This is a genomic window from Celerinatantimonas yamalensis (assembly GCF_046054155.1).
Classification (GTDB): domain Bacteria; phylum Pseudomonadota; class Gammaproteobacteria; order Enterobacterales; family Celerinatantimonadaceae; genus Celerinatantimonas; species Celerinatantimonas yamalensis.
Genome location: NZ_JBEQCT010000001.1, coordinates 495,630 through 514,372, shown reverse-complemented (window position 1 = coordinate 514,372; position 18,743 = coordinate 495,630). Strand labels below are relative to the sequence as shown.

The following is an 18,743-nucleotide window of genomic DNA, read 5'->3' as shown; positions in this document are numbered from 1 at the left end:
GGATGATTCATCGCTTATAGCTTTTATGACAGATACAACGAATTCTTTCCTATCAAGCCGCTTTCGTGGCTATTACCCTGTAGTTATCGACGTTGAAACCGCAGGCTTTAATGCAAAAACGGATGCTCTTTTAGAAATCGCAGCTTGTCTAATTGACATTGATAGCAATAAACAGCTGACAATTGGCTCGACTTGCCATTTTCACGTCACACCTTTTGAAGGCGCAAACTTAGAGCAAAGTGCGCTAGAGTTTACCGGCATAGACCCGTATAATCCGCTACGCCAAGCGGTCAATGAAGATGAAGCGATTAAGTCTATTTTCAAAGAAGTACGCCGGAGACTCAAACTATTTCATTGTAATCGAGCTGTGATGGTAGCCCATAATTCGGCCTTTGACATGGGGTTTATGAATGCAGCCGTTGAACGTTGCCATATTAAACGTAATCCATTTCACCCTTTTGTCAGCTTCGATACAACATCGCTCAGCGCCTTAGCTTTAGGGCAAACTGTTTTGGCAAAGGCATGTAAAGCGGCTGAAATTGAGTTTGATCAGAGTGAAGCACATAGTGCACTGTATGATACGACAAAAACCGCTGAGCTATTTTGTTACATTGTGAATCGCTGGCAACATTTAGGCGGATGGCCTCTTTCATCGACTGAATAAGAGGTCTAGTCTGGCGTTCTAAATCCAATATTTCGTAATTGATTGATTCTATTTTGAGGCAAGATCTATTGACTGTATCCTCCCTGAATTGCGACCAACTCCAAGCCCACTTTGGTGAACTACTTGATGGCGCAACCAGCGCATTATCTCCTTATGCGCAGCTGCAACCAGAATTTAACGGCTTGCTAAATTATTTTGCAATGCAAGCGAATAGTCGGCTTATGTTGGTCCAAACTCCAGCATTTATGACGCTGGATCAATGGGCCATGGCTCTTTTCCCGGCTCAAAGCAAACCGATCACTTGTTTACATGGTAATGAACGCTTATCAGTTGATATTGTTGAACCGTCAACTGAGTTAAAACAGCGGGATATAGCATTGGATCCACACCCAACTAGTCAGTTGGTTTGTGCCCATCATTTGAGTCAATCACAATTGTTTGGCCATTATCCGAGCCATCTGTCCAATGGTAGCTTGCAAAGCGCTATTGCTGATTATCAACCGGGGCTTCTTTGGCAAGCCAATCACGGGATATTAGCCATATCCATTCGGGATTTATTGATGCAGCCCCACCTTTGGCTGACACTTTGGCAGTGTATCGAGCAGGAACAATTCGATTGGCAGCAAGTGCGCAGTGGATCGGATGATTTATCTCTACCGCCCACCCCCATTCATGTCAAGCTATTGCTCTGGGGCAATAGTGATGAGCTAGAACAACTGGTACAAGATTATCCCCAGCTTTATCTGCAAGCGACGTGTAAATGTGAACTTCTCGAAGAGGCTCCCGTTGATAAACCTCACATAGAAGCATGGCTAGCCGTGCTATTTGCCCAAGCGGGTGTGAAGCAGCCAACTGATCGCGCGCTACTCACGTGGCTATTGCGCCAAGGTACTCGACGTAGTGAACATCAAGGTTATCTGGCACTCGATTTTTCGTTTTTAATTCATTTATTACGCTACACCGCTGCACTATCGCCAGATCATCGATTAGAATTGAGCCATTTACAAGACTGCGACCAGCAGTTACAACATAGCCGTTCCGGTGAGCAAACGTGGTCGTTACGCAATTATCGAGATGGCCATATTCGACTCGATCTCAATGGACTAAAAATAGGCCAAATTAATGGGCTATCTGTATTGGAAAGTCCAGGGCTCAGTTATGCATTTGGCGAACCGCTACGGATCACGGCGACCGTTCAACCCGGTGAAGGCGATCTCAGTGATGTAGAACGTAAAGCTGAATTGGCAGGGAATATTCATGCTAAATCGATGATGATCATCCAAGGATACTTAACTCGAGAATTTGCCCGCGACAGCCAATTCCCGGTATCAGGCACCATTGTATTTGAACAATCGTATCATGAGATAGATGGTGACAGCGCATCACTTGCAAGCTTAGTCGTTGTTCTTTCTGCGTTAGCCAATCAACCCGTGGATCAGTCATTTGCCACAACGGGTGCAGTTGATCAAATTGGTAATGTCTTAGCAGTAGGTGGGATCAATGAAAAAATCGAAGGGTTTTATCGGGTCTGCCAACTCATCGACGTAGAAAACGTCCACTCCATTATTATGCCTCAAGCGAACTTATCACAATTAAATTTAAGCGATGAGATCGTTGCAGCCGTTGAACAAAAACGATTGTTTATTTACCCCGTTCAGCATATCGATGAGGCCATTGAGTTATTATTCCATCGCCCAGCCGGCTCACCGGGCTCTGGTGAAGGGCTTTTGGGACTGGTTGAATATCGATCCAGAGCGCTATTCAGCGGTGAATATTCCCATAGACGCTCAAGTTTATTTCGCTTTTTCAAGCGAATGGTAAAAAAAGAAGCCTAAGCAGTTGTCTCACTTTAAGAGGTCAGCTAAAGTACATGCAATTTTTTTAGAAGCAAAGAGAATTATGTCGGAACAACCCCAATCTCAAAAAGAATTAGGAAAACATAGTTTTTCTCGTGATGATCTACTCGCTTGCAGCCGTGGTGAGCTTTTTGGAGAAGGTAATAGCCAACTCCCCGCCCCCAATATGCTGATGATGGATCGTATTGCCCATATTTCTGATGAAGGTGGTTTATATGGTAAAGGCGAAATTGTCGCAGAGTTAGATATTACGTCTGATTTGTGGTTTTTCGGCTGTCATTTTCCCGGTGATCCAGTCATGCCTGGTTGCTTAGGCCTTGATGCTATGTGGCAATTAGTTGGATTTTTCTTAGGCTGGTTGGGTGGCCCCGGTAAAGGCCGTGCACTCGGTGTGGGTGAAGTAAAATTTACCGGTCAAATTTTGCCTACCGCCAAAAAAGTAACTTATCGCATCGATCTTAAACGTGTCATTAATCGTCGTTTAGTCATGGGGATTGCTGATGGGCGTGTTGAAGTCGATGGCAAAGAAATTTATGTCGCTAAAGACTTAAAAGTGGGACTTTTCCAGGATACAAGTTCATTCTAAGCGAAGTAGCCCGGTTTCTCATTGACCGGGCTACTACATATCCTATTTAAAATAATAGCATTTCATTATAATTCTGCTGCTGGTTAAGCATACCGCTGCTTCGCTCTTCAGACGCATCACGCCATCCACCAAACCAATAACCCCGAGCATCTACCCCCATGTATGGACAGGTCTCTTTAGAGCGTCCTGCCAAGCCAGCTTGATATCCTTTAGCTCGAGCTCGTTCTAAGCGATCACGTTTTTGTCTTTTCATAGAGCAACCCTCTTTAGTGGTAGTTCAAAAAAACAGGGAGGGGTTATCAACCGCCTCCCTGTTTACTATCGCTGACCTAGTTATGAGAGTCAAAGGCCAAATTGATTAAAATTAAACTAACTTATTGATCCTTTCATGACAGCTCATTTTCTTTTGCTCGTTTTGTGAACACTCTCACAAAAATAACCGGAATCAATAACAATGTTAACCAAACGCTATCAGCGCCTTTACGACTATATTTACTCTCCGTTGCGCTGTAATCCGGACACGATGACAAAGCACTATTCACTGGAGCACTGATACCACTGTGTGTTAATTTCAAGATTACAGGTGTTGGATCTAGTTTATCGACATAGTCAGCCTTCGATGCATATTTATAACCTGAAGCTAATACATACAGATTCGAACCATCAGAGTGAATCGAATTTGCATGCTCAATTCGATAAAACGGTCGAGTAGCAGTTGTCCCAGACTCATAGCAGGTCAAACTATTCAAAGACCACTCGTAGCTATCTGGATTACTAGTATCACTCATATAACTTGGTACATCAAACAAGAATGCAACATGTTCACGGCGAATACCTTGATAAGCGGTTTGAGTTTCCGAGCTTGCATCGCGCCAACCCACGGCTAATCCAGTGCTGTGATCGATCGCATTAACCTGATTACTGGCTCCAGTAAATGGATTATCTTTTAAAGGCCATTGAACAGTTCCTACCCCAGAGTTCGGAATACCATTAGTTGTATTACTTAACTGGCTAATAAAGAAATTCACTGCTTGGTTATGAGCTGAAGACGCTTTACTTGATGTATATCGTTCATTACCAACCACATAAACCTGATTATTGATTGGATCGGTAATATCCACAGCCCACTGATCGCGAATATTATCATCGTTATCAGCACCAATTAAGTCAGTACCACTCATGATATAACGCGTTGGCGTTGAACCATCATAAGTATATAGCACTGCACGGGCACGCGTACCTAACGTCGAACTACTATCGGAATAACCGCTGTAACCGGCAATAGTTCCTTCATTGTTCATCCCTAATGCGCCGGCTGCGTAGTTAGTATTAGACTTATTATTAAGCCAGTCAGAACTCAATCGTGTACCGCTAACATTCGCTTCATTTGATGAGAACGAAATATTACCTAACGGCCAAATTTCAGCCTGCGTTTTAAACCCTGAGCAATACTGATAATAACCAGAGTTAGAACTTGTCGAATCACCATCTTTATAGCAATAAGAGAAGTTATTGCTCGATGAGGTTGTCACCAATTCTGTACTTGAAAGTCCAGCCACATAGAGATTATTTGAACTGTCATGACCGAACGTATAACCTGCAGAAACACCACCATTTGTTGAAGTATAATATGGTGTCAAGGAAATTCGGTAGCTACCATCAAGACTTTCAACAAAACCAATCTGCATCGTTGAATCACTAGGAGATGAATCGTAACCAGTCACCCAATAGGCAGAAATACCACCAATCGTTTCTTTGTCAGCGGTCATACTGGTAATATGAGTATCGTGTGTATTAGCCGAACTCGTATCAAAAGCATAAAACTTCGACAATAAACTAGAGCCGAGTGAACTCACATTGGTGAAACTACTTGAGGGGGTTGCTGTAGCAGAGCTTAAGCTCGTTGACGCATTGACCATCGAGAGAAAATAACTCGTATAACTACCACCATTAAAAGCCGATGCTAAACTGGTACGATAATCATAAAAACCGTCACCATTATCAACACCGTTGGTTTGTGAGCCTTCCCAAGCTAAAGAACAGATATATGTTGAATACTGGCAGCCATAGCCAAAGGTGAATGGTTGATTAATATCATATACGTCAAAGGGCATTCGAGTAAACTGAGCATTGGCAGCTATCCAATCACCATTTTGGCTCATAGCGGCAGAAGTAATCTCACGCTGAGCGCGCTTTAACACGCCAGTTTGATTGACCCCAACCTCTTGCACCGTGAAATAAGGCGATACGTCAGCATAGCTGCTCCCCGCCAGTAATGATGTGGTTAGCGATAAATAGCGCACTAATTTTTTTAATTTCATTGCGTTTTTAATTCTTCCAATTCTTCCCAATAGTTGAACAGTGTCTCCAGTGCCGCTTCAGCAGCATTCAATTGGTCCAAAACCGGTTGTGTTGCCTGCGCATCCTGCGCAAAAAATTCCGGCTGGTTCACTTGTTCCTGGAGGGTTTGCAGCTCAAGTTCTGCCTGTGCAATTTTCTCTGGCAGCTCATCGAGCTCTCGTTGTAACTTATATGATAATTTTTTTTGGTTTGACTCCCGACCTTTTTTGTCAATAGGTTTGTCACTAACCTGTTCATCAGGCTGATTGTACCGCTGATCACGTTGCTGACGCTCTAACTGACGTTGCAGGTCGTCATAGCCACCTACTGCGGTTTCAATTTCACCCTCTCCGGTAAAATACCAAACTTGTGTCGCTGTATTATCAATGAAAGCGCGATCATGGCTGACAATAAATAACGTCCCTTGATAACTTGCGATCAGATCTTCGAGAAGTTCCAACGTTTCGACATCCAGATCGTTAGTTGGTTCATCAAGCACCAGAAGATTGGTCGGTTTCAGGAATAAGCGAGCCAATAATAAGCGGTTTTTTTCACCACCGGAGAGGGCCTTGACCGGTGTAAACGCACGTTTAGGCGGAAATAGGAAATCTTGCAAATACCCCATCACATGACGACTTTTGCCATTCACGGTGACTTCCTGCTTGCCGTCAGCGACGTTATCCATCACCGTTGCTTCAGGATCAAGTGTTTGTCGATATTGATCAAAATAAGCAACTTCCAGTTTTGTGCCAGTATGCAGTGTCCCACGGGTTGGCTGAAGATCACCAAGAAATAACTTCAGTAATGTCGACTTACCAATCCCATTGGGTCCGACCAATGCAATCTTATCGCCCCGCTGCACTTGAAAACTAAAATCGTTGATAATGGGCTTATCGCCCCACTCATACCCTAAATGCTCAGCTTCAAACACAAGTTTGCCAGAACGTGAACCATCATCAAGTTGCATTTGTGATACACCTTGACGCTCAACACGATTTTGCCGTTCTTCACGGAGTGCTTTTAGAGCTCGAACTCGCCCTTCATTGCGAGTTCGACGCGCTTTGATCCCTTGACGTATCCAGGTTTCTTCTTCGGCTAGTCGTTTATCAAATAAAGCATTTTTTTCTTCTTCAACCCGTAACCACTCAGCTTTGCCTTCCAAATATTGCTGATAATTTCCTGGCCAAGAAGTCAACACACCACGATCGATATCAACAATGCGAGTCGCAAGTTTATGAATAAAGGCTCGGTCATGACTGATAAAAACGATGGTACCAGAAAAATTCAGTAAAAATTCTTCGAGCCAGCGGATCGTATCAATATCCAGATGGTTAGTCGGCTCATCAAGGAGCAATAAATCAGGCTGATTTGCGAGCGCCTGAGCGAGAGCGACCTTACGCAGCCAACCGCCCGATAACCCTTCTAAAGATTGTTCTGCCGTTAATCCAAGCCACGATATCGCGCGATTAATTTGCGAGTCAAAACTCCAACCATCTTGGGCTTCGATCCGCTCTTGCAATTGCGCAAGCTGATTAAGCGTACGCTCACTACAATCAACAGCTGCTTGCTCACTCAACTGATAATACTGAGCCAACATAGCCCCTAATTCGCTATTTCCACTGGCTACATAATCATAAACGGTCATATCGGCAGCCGCTGGTGGATCTTGCTGCAAACGCGCAATGACAACATCACTAATTACCTGACGTTGCCCTGAATCGAGCAATATGTCCCCTGCTAATACTTTTAATAGAGTACTTTTCCCAGCGCCATTACGCCCCACCAAACAGACTCGTTCTTGACGATGAATTTGTAAGTTGGCTTGATTTAATAACGGATGGTCGCCATAGGCCAACATGGCGTCCTGTAAATTGATTAACACTATCGACTTCTTCTCTTAATAGAACGATTTAAATAATGCGAGCAACACTTCACGTTTCAACGAAATAAGTGATCCAGCAAAGACGTCACAACGAGCATCATTGTGCCTGAATATGGCGAATTAACCAACATTGGTGGATCGCCTTATTACGGGCAAAATCCTCAGGCAATGATTGTGCAGACATATTTTGCCATTGAAAACCGGCTGTTGTTAAGGCCTGCTCATCAAGCTTGAATTGTCGTTTATTATTGGAAAATACGAGCGTCCCATCTTCACTAAGCCGCTTCATGGCTTGACCAATGAGTGTGACGTGATCTCGCTGTACGTCAAATACTCCTTCCATTTTTTTCGAATTGGAGAAGGTTGGCGGGTCCAAAAAGATCAAATCGTATTGCCGTGGATCATCTTGCTCGAGCCATTTTAAGCAATCTGCGCGCACAAATTCATGTTGGCTAATGGTTAAGTGATTGAGTCGAAAATTGTCCATTGCCCAATTCAGATAGGTTTTCGACATATCCACAGTCGTCACTCGGCTCGCACCACCTAATGCAGCATGAACACTAGCGCTACCGGTATAAGCAAACAAATTTAAGACACGCTTACCTTGGCTATGCTCAGCTAACCAGCGACGCATATTACGATGATCTAAAAATAACCCAGTGTCTAAGTAGTCACGCAAATTAACATACAGCTGCGCACCATACTCTTGTATAACTAATCGGTTCTTCTGCTCATCGATTTTTTGATATTGATTGCGCCCCTGCTGACGTTCACGCTTTTTAACAATCACTTTATCAGCATCAGCCAAGCCACTCGCCACAATACCAGTTACAGCATCGAATAATCGCTGACTGGCTTTTTTAGCATCAATTGTTTTTGGTGCGCGATACTCTTGGATCACCCAATAATTTTGATAGCAATCGACCGCCATATTATATTCAGGCAAATCAGCATCATAGAGCCGATAACATTCAAGTTGCTCACGCTTAAGCCATTTGCTCAGACGTTTTTGATTTTTTTGTAGTCGGTTAATAAAGTCCTGTGCATAGCGCTGCTCAGTGACCACTACCGGTGTATCGCTTAACTGATAAAGCTTCAAGGTACAGTCAAGCGGACCATTAGCAAACTTATATTGTTTATCAGAGCGTAGCCGCAAATAATCTAAAAGCTCAACTGCGGATGATAATAGAGCCACCCGCCAACTCGGAAATTGCGATTTTAACTGCTGACCAAGAGCACTAAATAAACTCGTAAGTGCTGGTACTTCCTCTAATCGCTCACCATAAGGTGGGTTAGATAAAATGAGTCCAGCCGGAGAATCTGGTACTGGGTTTTGCAGTACTTGTGCATCACCTTGCTCAATTGTGATCCATTTGGCAAGGCCAGCATTTTGCACATTTCGCCGTGCCATTTTCACCATCATCGGGTCAATGTCATAGCCAAATAATTGTACTTGGCAGGCAGCCTTCCCCGCTTCTGCTCGCGCATTCACTTCCTGGCATAATGGTTGCCAGACCGATGCAGTAAAAGATTGGAGGTTTTCTAGCAAATAATGTTCTCGGTAAAAACCGGGGGCAATATCTGCTTTTTGCAATAGAGCTTCAATCAGTAGTGTGCCTGAACCACACATGGGGTCAATTAACGGTCCATCTTGCCAGTTAGCTCGTTGAACAATAGCCGCCGCTAAGTTTTCTTTAATAGGTGCAACCCCCTGCACATCACGATAACCACGCTGATGCAATGGCTCACCCACTAAATCAAGAAACAACGCCCCCTGATCGCGGTGAATATGCAAAACAATGCGCACATCTGCATTTTGTCTATCAACATTGGGACGCTTGCCGCATTTGCTATTAAAGCGATCAACAATGGCATCTTTCACTTTTAATGCGCCAAATTGGCTGTTATTAATGACTTCATTGGTCCCCGAGCAGTGCACTAAGAACAACTGTTCAGGTGTAAACCACTCTTCCCAATGAATATAGTTAGCCGCGAGATAAAGATCCATCGCATCATGCAGAGCAAAGCTACTTAACTGCCGCATAATTCGCGATGCATAACGGCTCCAGAGGCAGCAGCGATATGCCTGTTCTTCACTGGCTTCAAATTGAACACCTGTGCCGCTAATTTTTAATTCGGTGATACCAAATGTCCGCAACTCAGCCTCAACAAGCTGCTCCAACCCTCTGGCTGCTGATGCAAAATACTCTGCCATATGCTCTCAAATCTTTACTCAAAAATAGGGAGCTATTATAGCTCGCTTTGCGCTTTAACCGTAGTTTTTCCAAAATTGATCGTAAAATAAGCGGTTAAATTGAAATATTGGAATTCCTCTTGCATTTAAAAACCATCTTCCCTATTATGCGCTTCATCGGACGCGGGGTGGAGCAGTCTGGTAGCTCGTCGGGCTCATAACCCGAAGGTCGTTGGTTCAAATCCAGCCCCCGCAACCAATTCGATAGTTCAGTTGTCGCGGGATGGAGCAGTCTGGTAGCTCGTCGGGCTCATAACCCGAAGGTCGTTGGTTCAAATCCAGCTCCCGCAACCAATTGAATCATCTAGTATATCTGTCGCGGGGTGGAGCAGTCTGGTAGCTCGTCGGGCTCATAACCCGAAGGTCGTTGGTTCAAATCCAGCCCCCGCAACCAACAACAAGTATCAATCATTTATTGTCGCGGGATGGAGCAGTCTGGTAGCTCGTCGGGCTCATAACCCGAAGGTCGTTGGTTCAAATCCAGCTCCCGCAACCAATTCATTATCAATTGCTTTCTTAAGTCATTGGGACTTCTCTCTCCATCAGGTACACTAATCACTATTAGCTATTTGAAATAATGTGATTATGTCTTATCAAATAATTCCCGTAACACCCTTTGCTCAAAATTGTTCATTAATTTGGTGTGATAAAACTCGTCAGGCCGCACTTATTGATCCAGGTGGGGATGCCGACAAGCTGATCGCCGCCGTCAAAAACCAAAACGTTGAATTGACTTACATCTTACTCACCCATGGCCATTTAGACCATGTTGGTGTCGCGAAGGTGTTAGCTCAACACTACAATGTCCCAATTTGGGGCCCACACTTAGCTGACAAATTTTGGTTTGATAATCTTCAGCAACAATGTCAGATGTTTGGCTTTGAGCCTGTCGCGACATTTATACCTGACAAATGGTTATCGCAAGGCGAAAAAGTCACTATCGGTTTGGTTGAACTCGACGTGCGGGTTTGTGCTGGCCACACGCCTGGACATGTCGTTTTTATCGACCATCAACAGCACCTTGCATGGGTGGGTGATGTCTTATTTCATCGTTCTATTGGCCGCACCGATTTTCCCAAAGGAAGTTTTGAAGACTTGATCCAATCCATTCGCAAAGAATTACTTGTCCTTGATGACGATTACCTATTTATTCCCGGACATGGTCCCACATCTACAATCGGCGATGAGCGTGCTCATAACCCATTTATTCAGTAAAATATAAAAAAGCCAGTGGATAAGCACACTGGCTTTTTACAATAAAATGAACCGAAATGATTAACTCTGCAACATCGGGGGCATACAGATACCTGTTCCCCCTATCCCACAATATCCTTCTGGATTTTTCGCGAGATATTGTTGGTGATACTCTTCTGCATAATAAAATTCATCGGCTGGAAGGATTTCGGTCGTAATCATCGATTGCCCGCCTTGAATTAAAGCTTGCTGATAATTTTCTAAGGCTCGCTCTGCAATACGATGTTGATAAGGATTAGTTGTCAGAAGCAAAGACCGATACTGAGTACCAATATCACCACCTTGACGCATACCTTGGGTCGGATCATGACTTTCAAAAAACACCTTCAATAAACGTTCATAGCTAGTGCTAACGGGATCAAAAACGACTAATACGACTTCAGCATGACCTGTATGACCCGTGCATACTTCTTCATAGGTTGGGTTGGGAGTGTATCCGCCCGCATAACCGACCGCTGTCGCCACAACCCCATGCTGTTGCCAAAATAGCCGTTCGGCTCCCCAAAAACACCCTAAGCCGAAATAAACGACTTCCATCGACTTATCAAATGGTCTTAAATAGGACGTATGGTGAACAAAGTGTTCGCCTGAAACCATCATCTGTTCTTCACGCCCTACTAGGGCCTCTTCAGGTTTCACCATTACAGATTTATCAACCACTGTGCCTCCTCTAGCGATTTCGCTGAACTTTCTTAAACTCAGTTGCGTTATCATAGCTTATAACTCTATAAATGAGTCAATATCAATGTTCCTTTTTGAATCATTATTCAAAAAAGAACATTGATTCGCTTGATAGTTATTGTGTCATATCAAAACAAAAGGCACCTCGACGGTGCCTTTATATCGCCTAACCATTGCTTCTCGCTTACCTATTCGCCAGCGTTAGCCCACGTATCGCGCAGACCGACTGTCCGGTTAAAGACTAAACTTGTTGCCTTGGAGTCAAGATCTGCGCAAAAGTATCCTTGACGCTCAAACTGATACCCTTGTCCCACAATAGCCTGTGTGAGGCCAGCTTCAACAAACCCATGTTGAATTGTCAATGATTCAGGATTAATGGCTGCAACGAAATCTTCTTCCGCTGCTGGATTGGCCACCTTAAAGAGACGATCATAAATACGAAATTCAGCGGGTAACGCAGTGGCTATGCTCACCCAATGAATAACCCCTTTCACTTTGCGACCTTCCGGTGAATTGCCTAATGTCTCTGGGTCATAACTACAATAAATAGTTGTTATTTGACCCTGTTCATCTTTTTCTACCCGCTCAGCTTTAACTACATAAGCATTACGTAGACGGACTTCTTTACCGAGTACTAAACGTTTGTATTTTTTGTTCGCTTCTTCACGGAAATCTTCACGTTCAATCCAAAGTTCTTTAGAAAAAGTGACATCACGGACACCCATTTCTTCATTTTGCGGATGTACGGGCGCTTGGATCAACTCTTGCTGATCGCTTGGATAATTTTCAATCACTAAACGAACGGGATCCAATACCGCCATTGCTCGCGGTGCATGAGTATTCAAATCTTCCCGAACACACGCTTCAAGCATAGCCATTTCAACCATGTTTTCTTGCTTTGTAACACCAATACGCTGGCAAAAATCACGAATTGAAAATGCGCTATACCCACGTCGACGCATACCAGCAAGAGTTGGCATCCGTGGATCATCCCAACCGTTAACGTAATGATCAGCCACCAACAAATTCAATTTACGCTTAGAAGTCACGGTGTATTCTAAATTTAACCGTGAAAATTCATATTGATGAGGACGAGGTTGCCAGTCAATCGCCAAGTTATCCAATACCCAATCATACAATCGACGGTTATCTTGAAACTCTAATGTACACAGCGAATGAGTGATACCTTCCAGCGCATCTGAAATACAATGAGTGAAGTCGTACATCGGATAGATACACCATTTATCGCCACTTTGATGATGGTGGGCAAAACGGATCCGATATAAAACTGGATCACGCAGTACCATAAATGGAGACCCCATATCAATTTTAGCGCGCAGACATGCACTGCTTTCAGCATATTCACCACTACGCATTTTCTCAAACGCAGCTAAGTTATCCGTAACCGAGGTATCTCGATATGGACTTGGCTTACCCGCTTCAGTCAGTGTCCCGCGATATTGACGAATCTCTTCTGGGGTTAAAAAGTCGACATATGCATTGCCTTGTTCAATGAGTTCAACGGCAAATTGATACAACTGATCAAAATAGTTGGACGAATAGCGAATATCACCACTCCATTGGAATCCAAGCCATTTCACATCATCTTGAATCGACTTCACATAATCGATATTTTCCTTTTCAGGATTGGTATCATCAAAGCGTAAATTACATTGCCCTTGATAATCTTGAGCTACCCCAAAGTTAAGACATATCGACTTGGCATGGCCAATATGTAAAAAGCCGTTTGGTTCCGGTGGGAACCGAGTATGGATCGTCGTATGTCGGCCAGCCTTCAAATCATCATCAATAATCTGACGGATAAAATTGCTCGGCCGTGATACTGCCTCACTCATCGCTGTTCACCTATAGTGTTTATTCATCCTCGAATAGCCGAATATCATCGCTAATCTCAAAGAGAACTACAAGCCCTGAAAGCACTCTAGTGAATTAACTGAAGGGTTGCTGGTCAATTTGGTGATTTATTCGACTATCAAATAGACAAAAGCGGCTCTTAATAGAGCCGCCTTATCTATTCAGACATATCCATAACGCATACTATTTAAGTGATTTTAGCTCATCGGCAATAATTTCAGCTTGAGGCCCAATCACGACCTGCAAGTTTTGATCGCCTAATTTCACCACACCTTTAGCGCCAAGCAATTTAAGCGCCGCCTCATCAACCTTACTACGATCAACCATTTCTAGACGTAAACGCGTAATACAGGCATCAATACTGACTAAGTTAGCCGCTCCGCCTAGTGCGTCTAAATAACCTTGAGCAATATCACCGCTTACCACAGCGACATGATCACCACTAGATGACTCATCATCTTCACGCCCCGGCGTTTTGAGATCAAACTTACGGATCACAAAAACAAACAAGACATAGTAGATCACGGCATAAGCAGCGCCAATGGGTAATAACAATACCGGCTTAGTTGCAAGCCCCCAGTTCAACACATAGTCAAATAGCCCAGCAGAGAAACCGAATCCATCATGGATTCCAAGGGCGGCACAAAGCGCTAATGAACACCCCGTTAAAATCGCATGAATGAGATATAAGCCAGGTGCCAAGAACATAAACATGAACTCAATCGGTTCGGTAATCCCAGTTAAAAATGAAGTTAATGCGACACCAAACAATAACCCCGCCACTTTTCGGCGATTTTCTGATTTAGCGGTGGTATACATAGCGGCTGCGGCAGCTGGAAGACCAAACATCATGACCGGATAAAACCCAGTCATAAATAACCCAGCATTCGGATCACCCGCAAAAAAGCGATTTAAATCGCCCGTTGCAGTGACCATTTTACCCGCCGCATCGAGATGTTCATATTGGCCAAACACAAACCATGCGGTAGTGTTTAAAATATGGTGAAGACCAAATGGCAACAACAACCGGTTTAAGAAGCCAAATACAAATCCACCGATATCGCCCGCATGTACCATCCAGTTACCTAGCGAATTAATCGCAACTTGAATCGGAGGCCAAATAACACTGAACAACAAAGCTAAAAGTAAGCTCATAATCCCAGAAAAAATTGGGACAAATCGCTTGCCACCAAAAAATCCCAAAAATTCGGGCAATTTAATATTAAAAAAGCGGTTATAACTAAGCCCAGCGACGATACCTGAGATAATCCCACCTAACACTTGGAGGTTCAGATCAGCATTAAGTGTTTTAAGTGATTCGGTAAGAACAAGGTAAGATACCGCCCCTGCAAGTCCTGCAGCACCGGCATTATCACGGGACAAACCAACCGCAACCCCGATAGCAAAGAGTAAAGCGAGATGACCAAAAATCGCATTACCCGCCTGAGCCATGAAGGCTATGTTTGCCAAATCAGGTTGACCAATACGCAGCAACAAAGCAGCAACTGGCATCACCGCAATGGGCAACATCAAAGCACGTCCTAGCTTTTGACATGAACCTAATATATTCAATGAAAATACTCCTGTGTTATCAATTGTGTTGCTTAAGATCTGTCGGCGAGACAGTGGAACTTAATTTTTTTTGTAAATTTTTAATGACACAACATCTATTCAGATGTCTAAAAAGTCATCAAATATGCGTCAATTCGCTATTTTTATAGCATATGAACTATATTTAATAAAACTTATTTTTAAACGAAAAATAAGTTGTTATGATAGATGTTTAATAAATACTCATGACTGGAGATATAATATATGCGTCTTATTCCTCTCGACTCACCACAGCAAGTAGGCCAATGGGCGGCTCATTACATCGTCGATTCGATCAATCGCTTTGCCCCTACCCAGGAACGCCCTTTTATATTGGGTTGTCCAACTGGAAGCAGCCCTTTAAATACATACCGAGAGTTAGTGCGTCTTTATCAAGCAGGCCGTATCAGTTTTAAGCATGTCATCACATTTAATATGGATGAGTATGTCGGGCTACCTGCCGATCACCCGCAAAGCTATCGTCACTTCATGTTTGAAAACTTTTTTGACCACGTGGATATTCAGTTCGAGAACATCAATTTACTCAATGGCAATGCTAAAGATCTTGAACAGGAGTGCCAAGACTACGAAGAAAAAATTCGTCAACATGGTAAAATTAACTTGTTCATGGGCGGCGTTGGAATTGATGGACATATTGCATTCAATGAGCCAGGTTCATCATTAGCCTCTCGCACGCGAATCAAAACGTTAACTCGTGAAACTCGCGAAGCGAATGCCCGTTTTTTCGATAGCATTGATGAAGTCCCTCACATGGCTTTAACCGTCGGTGTTGGCACAGTACTTGATGCTGAAGAGGTATTGGTGTTGGTTGATGGTGGACATAAGGCCCAAGCTCTGCAGGCGGCCGTCGAGGGATGCGTGAATCATTTGTGGACGATCTCAGCAATGCAATTACACCCTAAGTGTATGATGGTCTGTGATGCACCAGCTCGTGATGAATTAAAAGTAAAAACAGTTAAATATTTTCAACAACTTGAGGCTGAAAACATTGCTTCATTCAAGGCTACATTATGAGTTACTCACTCACAGGTGCCCGCATTTTTACGGGTTCAGAAATACTGGAAAACCATGCGCTCATTATTAAAGGTGAGCATATTCATGCCATCGTCGAACAGTCGCAGGTCGACCCAAGCCTTCCTGTCCATGATTTTTCAGGGTGTTTAATTAGTGCTGGATTTATCGATTTACAGCTCAATGGTTGTGGCGGAGTAATGTTTAACGGTGCGATCAGTGAGCAAACACTGGATATCATGCATCAAGCAAATATTCGAAGTGGTACAACAACCTTTTTACCAACGCTGGTGACCTCTTCTTGTGATGAGATGGACCACGCCTTAGCGGTTAGCAAAGAGTATCAACAGCGTTATCCAATGCGTATGCCAGGACTTCATTTAGAAGGCCCTTTCATCTCCAAGGCAAAGAAAGGTATCCATACTGAAGCATTTATTCGTCCCTTGACCCAAGCCGATATCGAGCATTTACTGCAACATCGCGCGCAGATTGCTATGTTAACTATTGCGCCTGAAAATGTGATGCCAGAACAGATTCAGCAATTGGCAAGCAGCGGCATCAGAGTGTCAGTCGGTCATTCAAATGGCAGTTATGAGAAGACCAAAGCAGCTTTTAATGCTGGCGCAGGTTATGCCACCCACATATATAACGCAATGAGCGGCTTAAAAGGTCGTGATTTAGGCGTTCTTGGCGCTATTTTTGACAGTGATGACGTCTATGCTGGGATTATTGTCGATGGCTTGCATATGGATTTTGCCAGTGTTCGTATAGCTAAACGTCAACTCGGTGAACACCTCTATTTGGTGACTGATGCCACCGCCGCTGCAAATTCAAACGTTGAGCAATTTGAATTTGTCGGACGCACGATTCGTGTTGAAGACGGGCTCTGTGTCGGAGACGATGGCACACTAGGCGGCTCATCATTAACAATGAATGAAGCAGTTCGCCACTGCGTTCAAAATGTTGGTCTAAGCCAATTAGAGGCCCTTCGGATGGCAACACTCTATCCTGCTCGTGCCATAAATATGGATCATATGATTGGCCGAGTACGTCAACATTATTATGCTGATTTGGTCATTCTGAATGATCATTACCAAGTCAGTGCAGTGGTGAATGGCGGTCAACTTATCACTTTATAATATGAAAAATATTGTTAATATTGAACGTGTTAAACAGATCAACACCGCTGCAGTCTATCGACTTATTGATCAACAAGGCCCAATCTCTCGCGTCCAAATTGCTGAGCTCAGCCAACTAGCAGCCGCAAGCATTACTAAAATTACGCGCCAATTGTTAAGTGCAAAACTCATCCGAGAGGTTGCGCAACAACAATCGACGGGCGGAAGGCGAGCGACATCCTTAATGAGTGAAACATCGTTTCGGTTTATCAGTGTTCGCCTTGGCCGGGGTTATCTCGATTTAGCGGTTTATGACTTAACAGGTTATGTCTATGCTAAACAAGCTTACCAGCTGCCTGCTCAACCTGAGTCACAGTTGCTGCCTAAGTTACTAGGATTAATAGAAACGTTTATCAAAACGTTAAATTCAGCACCAATGGCATTAGCACTGACCCTTTCTGGATTAGTTTCCTCTGGTGACGGAATTATTCGTTATGCACCCTATTATGAGCTAAGCAATGTCCCTTTAAAGACCTATCTCAATGAGGCGTTAAAGCTACCTATTTTTATCGGCAATGATACGCGAGCCATGGCATTAGCTGAGCACTATTTTGGTCAAGCGACCAATATCGATGATAGCGTTTTAGTCAGCATTCATACAGGGACAAGTGCTGGGATCATCATGAATGCTCAAGTTTTTATGCACGACCGGCGCGATTTAGCTGAAATTGGTCATATTCAGGTGGATCCATTTGGTGAACATTGCCATTGTGGCCACATTGGTTGCTTAGAAACCATCTGTTCTAACCCAGCAATACTTCGCCAAGCACATCGCTCTCTTCAACAAGGCGTGAGTAGTCGATTGATAGCCGATGATCCTATTGAGCATATCTATCAATTAGCCGCTGAAGGTGATGATCTGTGTGAACGTCTAGTCAAGCACGCCGTGCAGGCGCTAGGCAAAACGCTCGCTTCGGTCGTTAATCTGCTCAATCCCCAAGTCATCTTATTGTCGGGGGAAATTTGTCAATCTGGTGATCTCTTATTTGCAGAATTAAGAAAAGTATTAGCTCAGCAGACACTACCCACTTTTTATCAACAACTTGAGCTGAGAGCGGCTCATTTTCAAAACCATCCTACGATAGGCGGGCTGGCTCTAATTAAACGCGCAATGCTTGATGGCGAGTTACTTATGGAACTTATCACCCGTCAACTCAGCTAGCAAAACAAACAAAACGGGCCATAAGCCCGCTTTGTTACTTAAACTTCAAATGACTTAGAATGGCATTTTCATCCCAGGTGGTAACTGCATACCACCGGTCACATCCGCCATTTTTTCTTGCGTGGTTTCTTCAACGCGGCGGCTAGCATCATTAATGGCAGCGGCGATTAAATCTTCCAACATCTCTTTGTCGTCTTCAAGTAAACTCGGGTCTATCTCAACACGCCGAACATTATGATTCCCGGTCATTGTGATTTTAACTAGCCCTGCGCCTGATTGACCATTCACTTCCATGCTGGCAATCTCTTCTTGAACCTGTTTCATGCGCTCTTGCATCTGCTGCGCTTGTTTCATCAGGTTACCCATTCCACCTTTAAACATAATCTCTC

The 18,743-nt window shown here is 43.8% G+C and carries 15 protein-coding genes and 4 tRNA genes; 11 read left to right on the top strand and 8 right to left on the bottom strand.

What is annotated here, in order from left to right; genetic code table 11:
• Positions 1-25: 25 nt before the first annotated feature.
• The 3 genes from rnt to fabA all read left to right on the top strand — a co-directional run bounded on the left by rnt (position 26) and on the right by fabA (position 3,106).
• The gene (gene rnt / locus ABUE30_RS02535; RefSeq protein ID WP_408622094.1) at positions 26-664 is read left to right on the top strand and encodes a ribonuclease T; all 639 of its coding nucleotides are present in this window, start codon (positions 26-28) and stop codon (positions 662-664) included.
• A gap of 68 nt (positions 665-732) precedes the next feature.
• A complete protein-coding gene (locus tag ABUE30_RS02530) occupies positions 733-2,499 on the top strand; it encodes an AAA family ATPase (RefSeq protein WP_408622093.1) in 1,767 nt (588 codons plus the stop codon).
• Between the two features lie 64 nt (positions 2,500-2,563).
• Entirely contained in the window at positions 2,564-3,106 is a 543-nt protein-coding gene (fabA, locus tag ABUE30_RS02525; protein ID WP_408622092.1) for a 3-hydroxyacyl-[acyl-carrier-protein] dehydratase FabA, read from the top strand.
• A gap of 46 nt (positions 3,107-3,152) precedes the next feature.
• Here fabA and rmf read toward each other — a convergent pair whose 3' ends face one another.
• The 4 genes from rmf to rlmKL form a co-directional block, all read right to left on the bottom strand.
• Entirely contained in the window at positions 3,153-3,359 is a 207-nt protein-coding gene (gene rmf, locus ABUE30_RS02520) for a ribosome modulation factor (RefSeq protein WP_408622091.1), read from the bottom strand.
• A 133-nt stretch (positions 3,360-3,492) separates the two neighbouring features.
• The gene (locus tag ABUE30_RS02515) at positions 3,493-5,427 is read right to left on the bottom strand and encodes a DUF3466 family protein (RefSeq protein ID WP_408622090.1); all 1,935 of its coding nucleotides are present in this window, start codon (positions 5,425-5,427) and stop codon (positions 3,493-3,495) included.
• On the bottom strand, positions 5,424-7,331 hold the full coding sequence (gene uup, locus ABUE30_RS02510) for an ATP-binding cassette ATPase Uup (protein WP_408622523.1): 1,908 nt from the start codon (positions 7,329-7,331) through the stop codon (positions 5,424-5,426). Before uup ends, ABUE30_RS02515 begins: the two co-directional genes overlap by 4 nt.
• Positions 7,332-7,425: 94 nt before the next feature.
• Positions 7,426-9,543 carry a bifunctional 23S rRNA (guanine(2069)-N(7))-methyltransferase RlmK/23S rRNA (guanine(2445)-N(2))-methyltransferase RlmL gene (gene rlmKL, locus ABUE30_RS02505; RefSeq protein WP_408622089.1) on the bottom strand — a complete coding sequence of 706 codons (2,118 nt, stop codon included), beginning with the start codon at positions 9,541-9,543 and terminating at the stop codon, positions 7,426-7,428.
• A gap of 161 nt (positions 9,544-9,704) precedes the next feature.
• Between rlmKL and ABUE30_RS02500 the strand changes: the two genes are divergently transcribed.
• From ABUE30_RS02500 to ABUE30_RS02480, 5 genes are all read left to right on the top strand, one after another.
• A tRNA-Met gene (locus tag ABUE30_RS02500) sits at positions 9,705-9,781 on the top strand.
• An 18-nt stretch (positions 9,782-9,799) separates the two neighbouring features.
• Positions 9,800-9,876: transfer RNA gene (locus tag ABUE30_RS02495), tRNA-Met, on the top strand.
• 23 nt (positions 9,877-9,899) lie between these two features.
• Positions 9,900-9,976 (top strand) — tRNA-Met (locus ABUE30_RS02490).
• A 25-nt stretch (positions 9,977-10,001) separates the two neighbouring features.
• Positions 10,002-10,078 (top strand) — tRNA-Met (locus ABUE30_RS02485).
• An 89-nt stretch (positions 10,079-10,167) separates the two neighbouring features.
• Entirely contained in the window at positions 10,168-10,797 is a 630-nt protein-coding gene (locus tag ABUE30_RS02480) for an MBL fold metallo-hydrolase (RefSeq protein ID WP_456298927.1), read from the top strand.
• Positions 10,798-10,857: 60 nt separating this feature from the next.
• Here the strand turns inward: ABUE30_RS02480 and msrA are convergent, their stop codons facing one another.
• The 3 genes from msrA to nagE form a co-directional block, all read right to left on the bottom strand.
• The gene (gene msrA / locus ABUE30_RS02475) at positions 10,858-11,478 is read right to left on the bottom strand and encodes a peptide-methionine (S)-S-oxide reductase MsrA (protein ID WP_408622521.1); all 621 of its coding nucleotides are present in this window, start codon (positions 11,476-11,478) and stop codon (positions 10,858-10,860) included.
• Positions 11,479-11,705: 227 nt separating this feature from the next.
• Positions 11,706-13,373, bottom strand: coding sequence for a glutamine--tRNA ligase (gene glnS / locus ABUE30_RS02470; protein WP_408622088.1), 1,668 nt, complete (start codon positions 13,371-13,373; stop codon positions 11,706-11,708).
• A gap of 202 nt (positions 13,374-13,575) precedes the next feature.
• Entirely contained in the window at positions 13,576-14,958 is a 1,383-nt protein-coding gene (gene nagE, locus ABUE30_RS02465) for an N-acetylglucosamine-specific PTS transporter subunit IIBC (RefSeq protein ID WP_408622520.1), read from the bottom strand.
• 249 nt (positions 14,959-15,207) lie between these two features.
• Between nagE and nagB the strand changes: the two genes are divergently transcribed.
• From nagB to ABUE30_RS02450, 3 genes are read left to right on the top strand one after another with little or no spacing between them, the layout of a single operon-like run.
• Entirely contained in the window at positions 15,208-16,017 is an 810-nt protein-coding gene (gene nagB, locus ABUE30_RS02460; protein WP_408622087.1) for a glucosamine-6-phosphate deaminase, read from the top strand.
• Positions 16,014-17,153 carry an N-acetylglucosamine-6-phosphate deacetylase gene (gene nagA, locus ABUE30_RS02455; protein ID WP_408622086.1) on the top strand — a complete coding sequence of 380 codons (1,140 nt, stop codon included), beginning with the start codon at positions 16,014-16,016 and terminating at the stop codon, positions 17,151-17,153. Before nagB ends, nagA begins: the two co-directional genes overlap by 4 nt.
• A complete protein-coding gene (locus tag ABUE30_RS02450; protein ID WP_408622085.1) occupies positions 17,128-18,354 on the top strand; it encodes an ROK family protein in 1,227 nt (408 codons plus the stop codon). The genes nagA and ABUE30_RS02450 overlap by 26 nt, the downstream gene beginning before the upstream one ends.
• A gap of 54 nt (positions 18,355-18,408) precedes the next feature.
• Here the strand turns inward: ABUE30_RS02450 and ABUE30_RS02445 are convergent, their stop codons facing one another.
• Positions 18,409-18,735 carry a YbaB/EbfC family nucleoid-associated protein gene (locus tag ABUE30_RS02445; protein ID WP_408622084.1) on the bottom strand — a complete coding sequence of 109 codons (327 nt, stop codon included), beginning with the start codon at positions 18,733-18,735 and terminating at the stop codon, positions 18,409-18,411.
• Between the last annotated feature and the right edge of the window lie 8 nt (positions 18,736-18,743).

Coding starts and splice junctions, on each gene's coding strand:
- ABUE30_RS02515 (WP_408622090.1), bottom strand. CDS start 5,427: ATGAAATTAAAAAAATTAGTGCGCTATTTATCGCTAACCACATCATTA.
- ABUE30_RS02450 (WP_408622085.1), top strand. CDS start 17,128: ATGGCGGTCAACTTATCACTTTATAATATGAAAAATATTGTTAATATT.
- rnt (WP_408622094.1), top strand. CDS start 26: ATGACAGATACAACGAATTCTTTCCTATCAAGCCGCTTTCGTGGCTAT.
- nagA (WP_408622086.1), top strand. CDS start 16,014: ATGAGTTACTCACTCACAGGTGCCCGCATTTTTACGGGTTCAGAAATA.
- rlmKL (WP_408622089.1), bottom strand. CDS start 9,543: ATGGCAGAGTATTTTGCATCAGCAGCCAGAGGGTTGGAGCAGCTTGTT.
- fabA (WP_408622092.1), top strand. CDS start 2,564: ATGTCGGAACAACCCCAATCTCAAAAAGAATTAGGAAAACATAGTTTT.
- ABUE30_RS02445 (WP_408622084.1), bottom strand. CDS start 18,735: ATGTTTAAAGGTGGAATGGGTAACCTGATGAAACAAGCGCAGCAGATG.
- msrA (WP_408622521.1), bottom strand. CDS start 11,478: ATGGTGAAACCTGAAGAGGCCCTAGTAGGGCGTGAAGAACAGATGATG.
- nagB (WP_408622087.1), top strand. CDS start 15,208: ATGCGTCTTATTCCTCTCGACTCACCACAGCAAGTAGGCCAATGGGCG.
- rmf (WP_408622091.1), bottom strand. CDS start 3,359: ATGAAAAGACAAAAACGTGATCGCTTAGAACGAGCTCGAGCTAAAGGA.
- glnS (WP_408622088.1), bottom strand. CDS start 13,373: ATGAGTGAGGCAGTATCACGGCCGAGCAATTTTATCCGTCAGATTATT.
- ABUE30_RS02480 (WP_456298927.1), top strand. CDS start 10,168: ATGTCTTATCAAATAATTCCCGTAACACCCTTTGCTCAAAATTGTTCA.